We start from the raw sequence: 14,853 nt of genomic DNA on the forward strand, positions 1-14,853 counted from the left end.
AACTCACATACACTTTCAATTAAGCGCTAGCGCGACGACGTTCAACTTCAGTTGAAGGAGCCGCAGCGGCATCTTTAACAAGTTCGATGTTAAATGTGATGTGCTTGAAAGCGTGATCTAAACCACGGCGTTGGATTTCAGCTGGGTCAGTTACATCAACTGCTGTTGCCACTAAGCCATCACGAGTTGCGAAGGCAAAGTCGTCCCATAAGTACTCATCACCTTCAATGTTGAATTGAGTTGTAAGCTTGCGGAAACCTGGTGCAGAAACGAAATAGTGAACGTGAGATGGACGGTTACCATGACGGCCTAACTTGTTAAGAAGGGCCTGAGTTGTACCTTCTGGTGGGCAACCATAACCCACTGGCATTGTGGTTAATGCAACATATTTACCATCAGCATCAGTTAAAATACTACGGCGTAAGTTGAAGTCCGATTGAGACTTATCAAAGAATGAGTAGTTACCCAAACTGTTAGCATGCCATACTTCAACTTTAGCATTTTCAATGATATTGCCATCAGTATCGGTCACAGTACCTTCAATAATTAAGGTATCGATTTTGCCAGATTCTGTACCATCATCCATACGCGCAAAACCAACAGATTCAGGCGCGCCAGCGACATAAAGTGGGCCTTCGATGGTACGTGGTGTGCCACCTGTAACGCCAGCTTTTGCATCAGCTTCATCAGCACGTAAATCAAGATAGTGCTCTAAACCTAAACCAGCTGCCAAAAGACCAAGTTCGTTTGCTTGACCTGCGTCTGTGAAATATTCCAAACCTTTCCATACTTCTGAAGGTTGGATGTCTAAATCTTCAATGGCTTGAAATAAATCCCCGAGAAGGCGCACAACAATTTGTTGAACACGTGCATCGACTTCACCTTTAGCAGTGTCGACATTCATTTGTTTTACAAGCGCATCAATTTGTTGACGGTTCATACTAAAACTCCTTAAGTATGCAATACGGTTTTGGGTGGCAGCGCTGCGGGCATTTTGTTTTGCTAGCGAATAAGTGCCGCCACGTTCCTTGTTACCTTCTGAATAATCTGCTTGGTTTTTAAATGGACTTCAGAGATCACATTTAAAAAATTCTTTTGGTTTACGAATCATCATCACGAACAGATGAAGGATGACGGTTAAGTGCCATCACTTCGATGTTCATGTAAGGATAGAGAGGTAATCCCTGTAAAATATTGTGCAACTCTTCATTGCTCTCGACATCAAAAATACTGATGTTTGAGTACTGGCCTGTAATTCGCCAGATATGACGCCATTTACCTTGACGTTGTAAGTCTTGCGAATAGGCTTTTTCAACGGCCTTAATTTCATTTGCTTTGTCGGCTGGCATGTCAAGTGGAATATGCACATCCATACGTACATGAAATAACATGGGAAACTCCTTATCCTGTTGCCTTAACGACGTAACTTCTCGACTTTATCTTCATCAATTTCAATGCCTAAGCCTGGAGCCGTTGGCAAGTGCAATTCAAAGTTTTCGTAACGTAGCGGTTCTTTCAAAATTTCTTCGGTAAGTAATAATGGACCAAATAATTCAGTACCAAACGCTAATGTTTCAAAGGTGGCAAACGCATGAGCAGAAGCAATGCTACCTACAGGGCCTTCAAGCATAGTGCCGCCATAAAGATCGATTCCAGCCAAACCTGCAATCTTGGCAACTTCGCATGCCTCCATCAGACCGCCTGATTGTTCAATCTTCACCGCAAATACATCTGCACCGTGACTTTTTGCAATACGGTACGCGCTGTCAGGACCAGTTAAAGCTTCGTCAGCCATGATTGCGACATCAAAACGGCGTGTTAAACGCGCAAGTGCTTCAATATTTTGAATAGCACAAGGCTGTTCAATTAAATCAATCCCGCCATCTTGCAGTTGTTGAATGCCTTGAATACATTCCAGCTCTGACCATGCACGATTTACGTCAACACGTACACTAATATCTGCACCTAGTGCTTTTTTAATTGCAATCACATGATCAACATCGAGTTGCAAATGGCGTGCACCGATTTTGAGTTTGAACGTGTTATGACGTTTCAACTCAATCATTTTTCGAGCTTCAGCAATATCTTTTTCAGTGTCACCAGACGCGAGCGTCCAAAGTACAGGTAAACTATTACGCAGACGGCCACCCAAAACCTCACTTAATGGCACGCCTAAACGTTTTGCCTGAATATCAAGTAGGGCTGTCTGAATGGCACATTTCGCAAAACGGTTACCATTAATATTCTTACGAATCAGTTTTAGTGTTTGAGCCACATTTAAATCTTTAACTGATGCGAGTAATGGTGCAAAGTAAGTATCAATATTGGCTTTGACACTTTCAGGACTTTCTTCACCATAGTTCAGTCCACCAATGGTGGTCGCTTCACCCCAACCTACAATACCATCCGTGGTCGTAATTTTAACGAGCACCAAAGTCTGAGTACGCATTGTAGTCACAGACAACTGGTGAGGACGGATAGTTGGAATATCCACAAGTATGGTTTCTATGGTTCTATACATGAAGTTTCAACTATTACGAACTTGTTTACATACCATAGAAGAATGTAATAGCCTAAAATAGATATAGAACGGTATTTTAAGATACTAAAAAGGTATATTAATGGAATTAAGACATCTACGTTATTTTGTTACCGTTGTGGAAGAACAAAGTCTCACAAAAGCGGCTGAGAAGCTTTTTATTGCCCAGCCACCACTCACGCGTCAAATCAAAAAACTAGAAGAAGAATTAGGCATTGATTTGTTTGTGAAAGGATCGCGTCCATTAAAAGTGACAGAAGCAGGGCTGTTTTTTTACCAACATGCCGTTCAAATTTTAACGCATACCGCTCAAGCTGCTTCGATGGCTAAAAAAATGAAGTTGGTCGAAAACATTGTGAAAGTTGGCTATGTCAGTTCACTTCTGTATGGGCGTTTACCACAGGTCATTTATCTATTTAGGCAGAAAAATCCTGACATTCATGTCGAGCTTATTGAATGTGGCACAAGAGATCAGGTTGAGGCTTTAAAGTTAGGTAAAATCGATTTAGGTTTTGGTCGGTTACCAATTAGTGACCCAGCGATTAAAAGGCTTTTACTTCGCAAAGAAAAATTAAAACTCGCGATTCATAAAAAGCATCCATTAAGTGAATTTCAAGATTCAGGAATTTATCTATCTCAAATTACCAATGAGACGATTTTTTCTTACCCAACGACACCTAAGCCTAATTTTTCGACCACTATTCAAGCTTTATTTACAAAGTTAGGGTTAATCCCCGCCAAGCTGACCGAAGTACGAGAAATTCACATGGCGCTTGGTTTAGTGGCATCAGGTGAGGGTATTTGTATTATTCCAGAAAGTGCCTGTGATATTGGAATGAAGAATCTAACTTATTTAAATATCTTAGACTTAGAGGCTTATAGTCCCATTTCTCTATCCATGCGAAACATGGACCAAAGTTCTTATATTCCTAAAATTTTAGATTGTATTGAAGAAATCTATAGCGAAGAAGAAGTGTCGAGAAATTTAAATTTATAACTTTTTAATACGTTTTAAATTGAATTATCATGTTATTTTAAAACTTTAAGATTATAGGTAATATTTAAAAGGAATTAATAGATGAGAAAAATTTTAGGCGCAGCCTCTCTCATTATGTCTACCTGTGTTGTACATGCTGAACAATTAAACGAACAAGAAAAAACTTCTCCATATAGCGCAAATGTTACTTTTGCTAGCCAATATATTTCACGTGGGTTTCAACAAACATGGGGTAAACCTGCTTTGCAAGGTGGACTGGATTATGCTAATCCAAATGGTTTTTTTGTCGGGACTTGGGCATCAAGTGTGAGCTCAAACTACCTTCGGGATGCTTCAGTTGAATGGGATTTTTATACAGGTTATTTAAAAACAATCGATAAATTTTCAATTGGGATGTCGGTTTTTTATTACTATTATCCGGGAGCTGAAAGCACGCCTGAAACGGGTAGTACCAGTTATAACTATGGCGAAATTGTGCCTCAGATTGGTTATGGACCTTTAACGCTTAAATATTTCATTACCTACACGCCAGATTATGCAGGTTATAACTCCAAGACGATGGGCGGCCCTGAGGGTAAAAATTCAAGAGGAACAACATATCTGGATTTAACTTTTACACAGCCTATCAATGACACTTGGACTTTTGGTGCCCATTATGGCTATGAAAGAATTAAAAATTTCTCGGAAGCTAATTTTCAGGATGTTAAGGTTGAGCTTATTAAGGATTTAGGCGATGGATGGAATACGGGGTTGGCCTATACCAAAGCTTGGGATAAAAATGGGTTCTATAAGAAGTATAGTAATGGTGAGCCAGATGCACCTATTTCAAATCCGATTGACTCAACACTTACAGTGTCTGTAAAAAAAGTTTTCTAAGTTAAACTTATCAATAATGGTCTGATTAACTACGCTTGAAAGTTATCTGTAAACTTTCAAGCGTAGTTAAAACGATTTTTTATTTATTTTTTTAAATTAATTAAGGTAGGTAAATGAAGAACTACCTGAGTATTTTTAATAATGTCTAAACGTGAAATTATCTAGAGTAATATATATAAAATTGGAAAACTGAAAATATTAGTATTTTTCTAATCTCTAAAAAAATATGGATTAATAAAATTATTATGGATACTTAATATTAATCTTCAAAGGCATTTGTGGCCTGATTATAAATAAAAACTATTATATGAAACAAAATAAGTATTGGCATTTAGATGGGGATTTTTCCATTCTTAAACCGTTTTATGTACACGTTCCAGTAGGTAGCTGTCTCGGAAAATACAAGGGATTTGTTGTGTCTAACTTTGCCTGAACTTCGTATTCCGTTTTTATACCTTCAGTAACGCAGTATACGTTCAATTTTGCAGTTTAAGGAAATATTGATGTCGAATTCTGCTGTTGTTGATTCAGTTGCTTTTGCCTTAAGACAAGCTGAACTATCACAAACTGCGATTATTCCTATTCGTACTGAGCTCGGTGGTGAACAGGCAAATATGGATATCGCTTATGCAGTACAGGAAATCAATACTGTACGTGCACTCTCGGAAGGGCGCCGTTTAGTAGGTCGAAAAATTGGCCTCACTTCTAAAGTGGTACAAGCCCAACTTGGCGTAGATCAACCTGACTTTGGGATGTTATTTGCTGATATGGCATATGGCGATGGTGAACTCATTCCAGCGGGTAAGTTGATTCAGCCAAAAGTTGAAGCTGAAATTGCGCTCGTACTCAAAAAGGATTTAACCCAAGCCCGACATACATATGCAGACATTATTAGTGCAACTGACTATGCCTTACCGGCTATTGAAATAGTCGATAGTCGCATTGAGAACTGGAAAATCTCATTGATTGACACGGTTGCTGACAATGCATCAAGTGCAGCTTTTGTGTTGGGCTCACGTCCAGTACAGCTTAATCAACTTGATTTAGTTAACTGCAAAATGACGATGACTCGTGGTAATGAGGTCGTTTCGCAAGGTGTTGGTAAAGCTTGTTTAGCTAATCCATTGAATGCAGCAGTTTGGTTAGCTGATGAAATGGTAAGACGCGGACGTCCATTACAAGCAGGAGATATTGTCCTGACTGGGGCATTGGGTCCAATGGTGGTGGCTCATCCTGGGGATGAGTTTAAAGTTGAAATTGAAGGCTTCAATTCGGTTGTTGCATGCTTTGCTGCTGAATAAAGGATAAGGAAATGAAAAAGATAAAATGTGCCTTAATTGGTCCAGGAAATATTGGAACAGATTTGCTGTATAAATTGCAGCGTAGTGAAGTTTTAGAGCCAGTATGGATGGTTGGAATTGATCCTACTTCTGAAGGCTTAGCTCGTGCTGCAACAATGGGTTTAAAAACCACGGCTGAAGGCGTTGATGGTTTATTATCTCACGTACTTGAAGATGATATCAAAATTGCTTTTGATGCAACTTCAGCATATGTACATGCAGAGAACAGTCGCAAGCTCAATGAGCTTGGGGTGTTAATGATTGATTTGACTCCTGCGGCAATTGGTCCATTTTGTGTGCCGCCAGTGAATTTGGAAGCTTTATTAGATGCAGGTGAAGTACCCAATGTAAATATGGTGACCTGTGGTGGGCAAGCAACTATTCCAATGGTCGCGGCAATTTCACGGGTACAAACGGTTAGCTATGCTGAAATCATTGCAACGGTTTCGACTAAATCGGTTGGCCCAGGTACGCGTAAAAATATTGATGAATTTACCCGTACAACTGCTGGAGCAATTGAAAAAGTTGGTGGTGCCAAACAAGGTAAAGCCATCATTATTATTAACCCGGCTGAACCACCATTAATGATGCGTGACACAGTACATTGTTTAGTTGAAGGAGAGCCTGACCAAGTTGCAATTACGGAATCAGTCAATGCCATGATCAAAGAAGTCCAAAAATATGTTCCGGGCTACAAACTCGTGAATGGACCTGTATTTGATGGCAATCGTGTTTCTATGTTTCTTGAAGTAGAAGGTCTAGGTGATTATTTACCGAAATATGCAGGTAACCTTGACATTATGACTGCGGCAGCTGCACGTACTGCAGAAATGTTTGCAGAACGCGTTTTATCTAATCAAAAAGCTGAAGTTGTTTAAGGAGAAACCGTATGTCTAAGATTATTGTGCATGATATGACTTTACGTGATGGTATGCATCCACAACGTCATCAAACTACAGTTGAGCAAATGATTGCCATTTCAACCGCGTTAGACGAAGCGGGTGTGCCATTAATTGAAGTGACTCATGGTGATGGCTTAGGGGGGAGTTCCGTTAACTACGGTTTCGCTGCTGCAACAGATGAAGAATATTTATCTGCTGTTGTGCCACGCATGAAAAATGCCAAGGTGTCAGCGTTGTTATTGCCTGGCATTGGAACAGTTGACCATTTAAAAATGGCACATGAGATTGGTGTTTCAACCATTCGTGTTGCAACACACTGTACAGAAGCAGACGTGTCTGAACAGCATATTACTGCTGCACGAAAATTGGGAATGGACACAGTAGGCTTTCTAATGTTGGCACATATGGCATCGCCACAACATTTGCTAGAAGAAGCAAAAAAAATGGTGTCTTACGGTGCTAACTGTATTTATGTCACTGACTCTGCTGGGTACATGTTGCCACAAGATGTTACCGATCGGGTTGGGTTACTTCGCCAAGAACTTGATAGCAGTATTGAGTTAGGTTTCCATGGTCACCATAACTTGGGTATGGGCGTTGCCAATACTGTTGCTGCGGTTGACGCTGGCGCAATTCGGGTCGACTTGGCGGCAGCTGGTCTAGGAGCTGGAGCAGGCAATACACCACTTGAGTTATTTATTGCAGTTGCAAATCGTATGCAAATAGAAACAGGCGTAGACTTGTTTAAAGTACAGGATATTGCAGAAGATCTTGTGATTCCAATGATGCTAAATCCAATTCGTGCCGATCGTGATGCAGCAACGTTAGGTTATGCAGGTGTATATTCTTCTTTCTTGTTGTTTGCAAAACGTGCTGAAGCTAAATATGGTGTCTCTGCACGTGAAATTTTATTAGAGCTTGGTCGCCGTGGTACGGTTGGGGGGCAGGAGGATATGATTGAAGATCTTGCCTTGACCATGTCAAAAGCGAAAGTAATGAGCGCATAAGTTTTTTACAAATGAAAAAGAGCACTCCACGAGAGTGCTTTTTTTCATCTACTGATTTGATCTAGATGAAATAACTTGGGTATAAGCGTTATTTTCTATAAATGGATGGACATCATTTTTGATTGGATGAGCTTCTATTTAAATAAAAAAACGATTAGAAAATTAAAAATAGCAAATTTAAATAAAGATATTTTAATAAAAAAAATATATATAACAAATGTTTATTCTGGTTTTCAGTAGATGATTAATCGTTTTTAGTGATCTGTTAAAAATCCTCATTACTGGAAAAGTAACCTTTTTTTAAAGCATTGAGTTTAAAAAGAAAAATATCTTAATACTCTAGTCGAATTTTTCATAAAAATAGAGTTGAGCATGATAGGGCTTGGTTTCATGGATTGATTGAAAGGAAGTACGCAATGCGTCGTCAAACGTTATGGATCGCAATGGCTTGCGCAATAGCAACAATAGGGGCTACTGGCACACATGCTGGTTTTGTTGAAGATAGTCAGGTTCAGCTTAAATTTAAAAACTTCTATTTAGATCGTCAGTATGATGACACCCCTGCAAAAAACTGGGGGAGTTGGTCGCAAGCTGTGACATTGGATGCAAAATCGGGTTATGCACAGTTTGGGGCGTTACAACTCGGTGTTGATGTGTTAGCACAGTACGCTGTGCGTCTGGATGGCCGTGACCGTAATGCCGATTGGGTTCTGCCGTACAGTGGGATTTCTGGTACAGGCACAGGAAAACAAGAGCGCCAGTTTGGAAAAATAGGAGCAACTCTTAAAGCGAAAATCAGCCAAACTGAATTACGAATTGGTGAAATTTTACCTGTAACACCAGTCATTCATTTTGATCCATCACGTCAATTATTGACCACTTATAATGGGGTATGGCTGGAGTCAAAAGATCTTAAAAACACCAAATTAACGTTAGGTTATTTGGATAGTATCAATGCCCGTTATGAAAATCAGCCAATGGATTTTGGTCTATGGCCTAAAGCATTAAATAATGATGGTAAAACTGATGGGATGTATGTTGCGGGCATAGATTACCAATTAAATAAAAACTGGTCTGCAAGTTACTTTTATGGCGATGTGACGAATATCTATCGTCAAAATTACTTGGGTGTGAACTATAAAAACAATTATGACAAGTTAAAAGTCGATTCACACATACGTTTTTTCGACAATGCAGAGTCGGGAGATGCCTTGTATGGTGATATTGATAATCAGGCCTTGTCTATAGGCTCAACCTTAACTTATGGCTCACACAGCGTAGGTTTATCTTATCAGCAAATGTTTGGTGACCATGGTAGTAACCCGAGTGCAGCAACTGGTGCACCATATTTCCCATCCCTCGCAGGTTGGGTACCTCAGCCTTATTTGGATAACTGGTCAGTTGCGAGCTTTATCCGTAAAGATGAGAAATCGGTGGGTGTAGCTTATAGCTATGATTTTAGTGATCTTGGCATTAAAGGTTTAAAAACCACTGCAAAATATTGGCATGGTTGGGGCATTGATTCAGCTTATGAATCAAGTGCATTAACAGACAAAGGCAAAGAAGATGAATTCAATTTTATTCTGAATTACGTAGTGCCAGAAGGGAAGTTAAAAGGCTTGGGTTTTCAGTGGATGTATATCGATGTGAACTTCGACAATATTGCAGGCCAAGCAAGCGATTTGCAGGAACATCGTATTGCAACGACATACACCTATAAATTTTAAATACTTTTAAATATTTATTTAAATAACAAATGGTTATTAATATTTTTTTTGTATCACCTCATCGTAAACAAGTATCAGTTTAGGCGCTGTGAACAGGTAAGATGGGTGAGTAAAACATTTAAAATTTGGCCTACTAAAAGCAGCTTAATCTTGAGTTGAGCTGTATAAATTGTAAGAGGAATGACATGGGCACAGTACAAATCCCCGAATATAAAACAGATCCATTTTTTGGTTTGGAAGACAAATGGATTGAAACAGCAGCAGGCGAGCTTACTCATTATCATGAGCTTGGAGAAGGTACTCCAATTTTATTTTTACATGGTTCGGGTACTGGTGTTTCAGCAGCAGCAAACTGGTGGTTGAACTTACCACAAATTGCTGAGCAGGCACGCTGTATTGCTATTGATTCGATTGGTTATGGACAAACTGTTGTTGCAGAAGGCACAGCTTACGGTATCCGTGCATGGGTAGATCATGCAGTCCGTGTATTAGATGCTTTAGGAATTGAAAAAACCTGGTTAGTAGGTAATTCTTTAGGTGGTTGGTTAGCATTCCAGTTTATATTGGATTACCCAGAGCGTGTACTAGGTATTGTATCAATGGGAACGGGTGGTGCTAAGCAGACGGCAGCACTTAAAGCACATGCTAATCCTGAATTGACAGAAGCTGGTATCCGTAAAACTTTAGAAATGTTTGTGGTCGATAAGTCTTTAGTCACAGATGAATTGGTTAAAGTTCGTTTTGACTCAGCAAAAAATGACTACGCATCAGATCGATTGATGGATGTTGTTGGTGCACGAGACCGTGACCGCTTTGAATTCCCACTTGATTTTGAAAAGATGAAAGAGATTCAAGTTCCTGTACTACTCATTCATGGGGTGCAAGATGTAGTTATTCCTGTATCTCGTACATGGGATATTTTGAATATTGTACCTTATGCTGATGCTCATATTTTTAGTCAATGTGGTCATTGGTCACAAGTTGAAAGAGCACAAGAATTTAACCAGATTATTAAACAATATTTAGCAGTACATGATGTTAAATAAAATGTAAAAAATACAGGAAGGATAAATTATTATTCTTCCTGTATTTAAATTAAAAAATTTGGTTTTTTGCTGAGCCTTGTCATTTTATCTTAGACTTTTGTATTAAATAAGATAAGTTAGATCTGGTTAATATTTAAGTAAAAAACTTTACTTAATAAATCCATAAATTCTTTAACCCCAGAAGATTCTGCGTCTTTGCGATAGCTTACAAATAAATCTAAAAAAGGTAGATCGACATCAACAGGTCTAGTGACAATATTATTTAAAGTGAGCGGCTCTATATAGCTAGGCAAGATCCCGCAACCTAATCCCATCCCTATTGAATTAATGTTAAATAAAATATTATGAGCAGTTTGCACAATATTAAATTTAATTTTATGAAGTTCAGCAAAATTAAGAATTGTATTATGTAAAATCGACGACTGTTCTGACGATGGGATAATAAAATCAATATTATTTAAAAGCTTCACTGGAATACGCTCATACTGAGCAAGTGGGTGATCTCGAGGAAGCAATAGCATTAGAGGTTCACGTAATACAAACTGACTCTGAATTTCATCATTATTTAAGTTATCTCTCATAAAGGCAATGTCAATTTCACCTTTCTTTAAGGCTTCCATTTGTTCGGTATTATTCATGCTCCGTAATTCAATTTTTAAGTTTGGATTTTGTATGCGTAAACTGGGAAGAACACACGGGAAAACTTTCATTTCTACTACTGGAACAAAACCAATGGTCAGTTGTTGTTTTTTAAATTTTGAAACTTGACGAGCCATTGCAATTGCTTTGTCCGCCTGAGCTAAAGTCAGACGGGCTTGTTCAAGAAATACACTACCTTCTTCAGTGAGTTCAACTTTACGTTTAGTGCGATGTAGTAATGTAACGCCAACCTCATCCTCAAGGTCTTTAATTTGTTGACTTAATGATGGTTGAGCTGTGTAGAGGCGAAGTGCAGCTTTACTAAAGTTGAGTTCTTCAGCCACCATTACAAAGTAGCGTAAATGACGTAATTCCATATCAGTTGTGATCCCAAAATCCTATTATTAACGTTGGATAGTTAATAAAATATGCTAAATGCTTGAAAACCATAAATCCGTTTATAAAACCACTGATCAGTATCAGTCGAACTTAATTTTAATATTTAAAATCTATAATGAATAATTCATAAAAAGTCTAATTTGAAACAAATAAAATATTTCACTTAAAACAGTTAAAAAATCATTATCCATTCAAATTGAATTTTATGTTGTGCGTTTTTGGCGGCAGCAGGAGTGCTTCTCATGAATGGAAAAATTGAAGTGTGTGAAATCGATGCTTTAGTCGATGCACAAAATGGACGTATCTCGCCAACTATCTATACAGATCCACAATTATACGAACTAGAGTTAGAGCGTGTTTTTGGACGTTGTTGGTTATTTCTTTGTCACGAAAGCCAGATTCCAAAATCAGGCGACTTTTTCAATACGTATATGGGTGAGGACCCAATTATTGTTACACGTCAAAAAGACGGTTCTATTAAAGCATTATTAAATCAATGTCGTCACCGTTCTATGCGGGTTAGCTATGCTGACTGTGGTAATACGCGTGCGTTTACCTGCCCATATCATGGCTGGTCCTATGGGATTGACGGTTCTCTTAAAGATATTCCATTGGAAGGTATCGCTTTTCCACATGGGGCTTGTAAAGAGCAATGGGGATTGCAAGAGGTTCCTCGTGTTGCAAGCTATAAAGGTTTGGTCTTTGGTTGTTGGGCAGATGACACACCCGAATTACTCGACTATATGGGTGATATTGCTTGGTATCTCGATGCAATGATTGACCGCCGTGAAGGTGGTTCGGAAGTCATTGGTGGCATTCATAAATGGGAGATTAACTGCAACTGGAAATTTGCAGCAGAACAGTTTGCTTCTGATCAATACCACGCGCCGTACTCGCATGCCTCTGCAGTACAAGTTTTAGGTGGTAAACCAAATGATGATGCTTCCAAAGCATTAGGAACAGCACAAACGGCACGTCCAGTTTGGGAAACAGCAGAAAGCTGTGTGCAATATGGTCAACGTGGTCATGGTTCAGGTTTCTTCCTTACGGAAAAACCAGATGCTAATTTCTGGGTAGATGGTCAAGTAGCAGATTACTTCCGCGAAACCTATGAAGAAACCAAAGAGCGTTTGGGTGACACTCGTGCTTTACGCTTGGCTGGACATAACACCATGTTCCCAACTTTGTCTTGGCTGAATGGTATGACGACGATGCGCATCTGGCATCCACGTGGACCAGATAAAACCGAAGTTTGGGCTTTCTGTATCACGGACAAAGCAGCGCCGCAGCACATCAAAGAAGCGATGGAGTTGAATGCTTGCCGAGCATTTGGCCCAGCTGGTTTTGCTGAAGCAGACGATGGTGAAAACTGGATTGAGATCCAGAAAGTGTTACGTGGTTATAAAGCGCGAAAAAGCAAACTCATTATGGAAATGGGTCTTGGCAATGAAAAATACCGTGAAGATGGTATCCCCGGTATTACTAACCATGTTTTCTCTGAAACTGCTGCACGTGGCATGTATCGTCATTGGGCAAACCTGTTGATGCATGAAAAATGGGAAGACGTACAACGGGCAGATGAGGCTTATGAGCAAGAGCTTTTGAAAAAAGCGGCTAAAAAGGATGAGAAGGAGCTTGTGAAATGAACCAGATCATTGACTCATTAAAACCACAGCCAATATGGCGTTCTATTGGATTGGAACTTCACCACGACATTAGTCAGTTTCTATATGCAGAAGCACAATTGTTAGATGACTGGAAATTCCGTGATTGGTTGGACATCTTAAGCGAAGACATTTTATATATGCTCAAAACGACGACAAATGCGCAAACACGTGATCGTCGTAAATGTATTGCCCCACCATCAACATGGATTTATCACGACGACAAATTTGTACTAGAGCGTCGCGTAGCAAAATTAGAAACAGGGATGTCGTGGTCCGAAGAACCGCCATCACGTACTCGTCACTTGATTACTAATATTCGGGTCGAAGCAACTGCGCAAGCAAATGAATATCAAGTTTTTAGTAATTATTTGCTTTATCGCTCGCAAAAAGAAAAAGACGTATTGACCTATGTTGGTAAACGAGTTGATCTGATTCGAAAAGATGATAGCAGTAGTTTAGGTTGGAAAATTGCTAAACGCGATATCACCCTCGATCAAGCAACTTTGATTTCTCACAATATTACGGTGTTTTTCTAATGAATAAGATTTTCGTTTGTCAGATTGATGAGTTGGATGAAGGCGAAGCGCTGAAAGTAGATTGTAATGTAGGTGATATTGCTGCACTTGCAGTATTCAATTTCAATGGTGAGTTTTTTGCTATGAATGATAAATGCAGTCATGGTAATGCTTCTATGTCAGAAGGCTACCTAGAAGATGATGGCACGGTTGAATGTCCACTTCATGCATCACGTTTTTGTTTGAAAACTGGCGTACCACAATGTGTACCAGCGACTGATCCGATTCAGACATTCTCTGTCGTGATTGAAGATGGTGCACTCTATGTCGAAATGGCAGGAGCGTAATGATGGGATGGTTAGAGGGTGAAGTTGCGCTGATTACGGGTGGTGGCTCAGGCCTCGGGCTTGCGTTGGTTGAGCGCTTTTTACAAGAGGGTGCACATGTTGGTGTATTGCAACGTTCACAGTCAAAAGTAGATGAATTGATTGCACGCTATGGTGACAAAATTGTGGCGATTAATGGAGATGTGGCTAATTTTCAGGATAACGTTCGCGCTGTGCAGGCTACAGTAGAACGTTTTGGAAAGCTGGACTGTTTTATTGGTAACGCTGGTATTTGGGATCATTATGCCGACATCGTTAACATGAGTGGCGAACAGTTAGATAAAGCCTTTGATGAAATCATGAGTATTAACACGAAAGGCTATTTGCTTGGTGCAAAAGCAGCTTTAGATGAGTTACTCAAAACTGAAGGCTCGATGATTTTTACCTTATCTAACTCAGCGTTTTATTCATCTGGTGGTGGTCCAATTTATACCGCATCAAAACATGCTGGTGTAGGTTTAGTGCGTGAACTGGCCTATGAGCTGGCACCGAAAGTGCGTGTGAATGCAGTTGCTCCATCTGGCATGAATGTCAATGTGAAAGGTGCCGCATCCCTTGGCCAGGAAAATCTAGGATTACTTGATGCCCGCGATCCACAAAAAATTGGGCAAGGTATGCCATTGAGATTCTTACCAGAACCAGAAGACATGACTGGTTCTTATGTATTGCTCGCATCTCGTCAAAATAACCGACCATTATCTGGCGTTTTTATAAATGCTGACTGTGGTTTGGGTATTCGTGGCTTACGCCAAGCGAACGCTGGTTTTTTTGATGCTTAATTTTAATCCGATATTAATGGACTAATAAGACAGC

The 14,853-nt window shown here is 39.6% G+C and carries 15 protein-coding genes; 11 read left to right on the forward strand and 4 right to left on the reverse strand.

The window, feature by feature from the left end; translation table 11 throughout:
• Window positions 1-19: 19 nt before the first annotated feature.
• The 3 genes from catA to QLG01_RS12605 form a co-directional block, all read right to left on the reverse strand.
• Window positions 20-940 (reverse strand): catechol 1,2-dioxygenase, encoded by a 921-nt coding sequence (catA, locus tag QLG01_RS12595; RefSeq protein ID WP_019458831.1) that lies wholly within the window; start codon window positions 938-940, stop codon window positions 20-22.
• A gap of 160 nt (window positions 941-1,100) precedes the next feature.
• Window positions 1,101-1,391, reverse strand: coding sequence for a muconolactone Delta-isomerase (gene catC / locus QLG01_RS12600; protein WP_000897236.1), 291 nt, complete (start codon window positions 1,389-1,391; stop codon window positions 1,101-1,103).
• Window positions 1,392-1,414: 23 nt separating this feature from the next.
• Window positions 1,415-2,521 carry a muconate/chloromuconate family cycloisomerase gene (locus QLG01_RS12605; protein WP_282496575.1) on the reverse strand — a complete coding sequence of 369 codons (1,107 nt, stop codon included), beginning with the start codon at window positions 2,519-2,521 and terminating at the stop codon, window positions 1,415-1,417.
• A gap of 100 nt (window positions 2,522-2,621) precedes the next feature.
• Here QLG01_RS12605 and QLG01_RS12610 point away from each other — a divergent pair, with 100 nt between their 5' ends.
• From QLG01_RS12610 to QLG01_RS12640, 7 genes are all read left to right on the forward strand, one after another.
• The gene (locus QLG01_RS12610; RefSeq protein WP_282496577.1) at window positions 2,622-3,536 is read left to right on the forward strand and encodes a LysR family transcriptional regulator; all 915 of its coding nucleotides are present in this window, start codon (window positions 2,622-2,624) and stop codon (window positions 3,534-3,536) included.
• A gap of 81 nt (window positions 3,537-3,617) precedes the next feature.
• Complete coding sequence (locus QLG01_RS12615; RefSeq protein WP_282496578.1) at window positions 3,618-4,412, forward strand: TorF family putative porin; 795 nt, start codon at window positions 3,618-3,620, stop codon at window positions 4,410-4,412.
• A gap of 503 nt (window positions 4,413-4,915) precedes the next feature.
• Window positions 4,916-5,713, forward strand: coding sequence for a fumarylacetoacetate hydrolase family protein (locus tag QLG01_RS12620; RefSeq protein WP_005305800.1), 798 nt, complete (start codon window positions 4,916-4,918; stop codon window positions 5,711-5,713).
• Window positions 5,714-5,724: 11 nt separating this feature from the next.
• The gene (locus QLG01_RS12625; RefSeq protein ID WP_005305798.1) at window positions 5,725-6,630 is read left to right on the forward strand and encodes an acetaldehyde dehydrogenase (acetylating); all 906 of its coding nucleotides are present in this window, start codon (window positions 5,725-5,727) and stop codon (window positions 6,628-6,630) included.
• An 11-nt stretch (window positions 6,631-6,641) separates the two neighbouring features.
• Window positions 6,642-7,661 (forward strand): 4-hydroxy-2-oxovalerate aldolase, encoded by a 1,020-nt coding sequence (gene dmpG, locus QLG01_RS12630; protein ID WP_005305792.1) that lies wholly within the window; start codon window positions 6,642-6,644, stop codon window positions 7,659-7,661.
• A 416-nt stretch (window positions 7,662-8,077) separates the two neighbouring features.
• The gene (locus tag QLG01_RS12635) at window positions 8,078-9,388 is read left to right on the forward strand and encodes an OprD family outer membrane porin (RefSeq protein ID WP_282496579.1); all 1,311 of its coding nucleotides are present in this window, start codon (window positions 8,078-8,080) and stop codon (window positions 9,386-9,388) included.
• 185 nt (window positions 9,389-9,573) lie between these two features.
• A complete protein-coding gene (locus QLG01_RS12640; protein ID WP_005046825.1) occupies window positions 9,574-10,434 on the forward strand; it encodes an alpha/beta fold hydrolase in 861 nt (286 codons plus the stop codon).
• A gap of 116 nt (window positions 10,435-10,550) precedes the next feature.
• Here QLG01_RS12640 and hcaR read toward each other — a convergent pair whose 3' ends face one another.
• Window positions 10,551-11,450 carry a DNA-binding transcriptional regulator HcaR gene (gene hcaR, locus QLG01_RS12645; RefSeq protein ID WP_151743713.1) on the reverse strand — a complete coding sequence of 300 codons (900 nt, stop codon included), beginning with the start codon at window positions 11,448-11,450 and terminating at the stop codon, window positions 10,551-10,553.
• 264 nt (window positions 11,451-11,714) lie between these two features.
• On the opposite strand from hcaR, the gene hcaE reads away from it, so the two are divergent.
• Genes hcaE through hcaB form a run of 4 tightly spaced genes read left to right on the forward strand, consistent with a single transcriptional unit; the run spans window position 11,715 to window position 14,819 of the window.
• Window positions 11,715-13,118 carry a 3-phenylpropionate/cinnamic acid dioxygenase subunit alpha gene (gene hcaE, locus QLG01_RS12650; RefSeq protein WP_045431584.1) on the forward strand — a complete coding sequence of 468 codons (1,404 nt, stop codon included), beginning with the start codon at window positions 11,715-11,717 and terminating at the stop codon, window positions 13,116-13,118.
• Entirely contained in the window at window positions 13,115-13,675 is a 561-nt protein-coding gene (gene hcaF / locus QLG01_RS12655) for a 3-phenylpropionate/cinnamic acid dioxygenase subunit beta (protein ID WP_282496580.1), read from the forward strand. The genes hcaE and hcaF overlap by 4 nt, the downstream gene beginning before the upstream one ends.
• Complete coding sequence (gene hcaC, locus QLG01_RS12660; protein WP_005046830.1) at window positions 13,675-14,001, forward strand: 3-phenylpropionate/cinnamic acid dioxygenase ferredoxin subunit; 327 nt, start codon at window positions 13,675-13,677, stop codon at window positions 13,999-14,001. Before hcaF ends, hcaC begins: the two co-directional genes overlap by 1 nt.
• Window positions 14,002-14,003: 2 nt before the next feature.
• On the forward strand, window positions 14,004-14,819 hold the full coding sequence (hcaB, locus tag QLG01_RS12665) for a 3-phenylpropionate-dihydrodiol/cinnamic acid-dihydrodiol dehydrogenase (protein ID WP_045431588.1): 816 nt from the start codon (window positions 14,004-14,006) through the stop codon (window positions 14,817-14,819).
• Window positions 14,820-14,853 lie beyond the last annotated feature (34 nt).

This window comes from Acinetobacter sp. V89_4 (genome assembly GCF_029967875.1).
In the GTDB taxonomy this organism is placed as follows: Bacteria; Pseudomonadota; Gammaproteobacteria; order Pseudomonadales; family Moraxellaceae; genus Acinetobacter; species Acinetobacter oleivorans.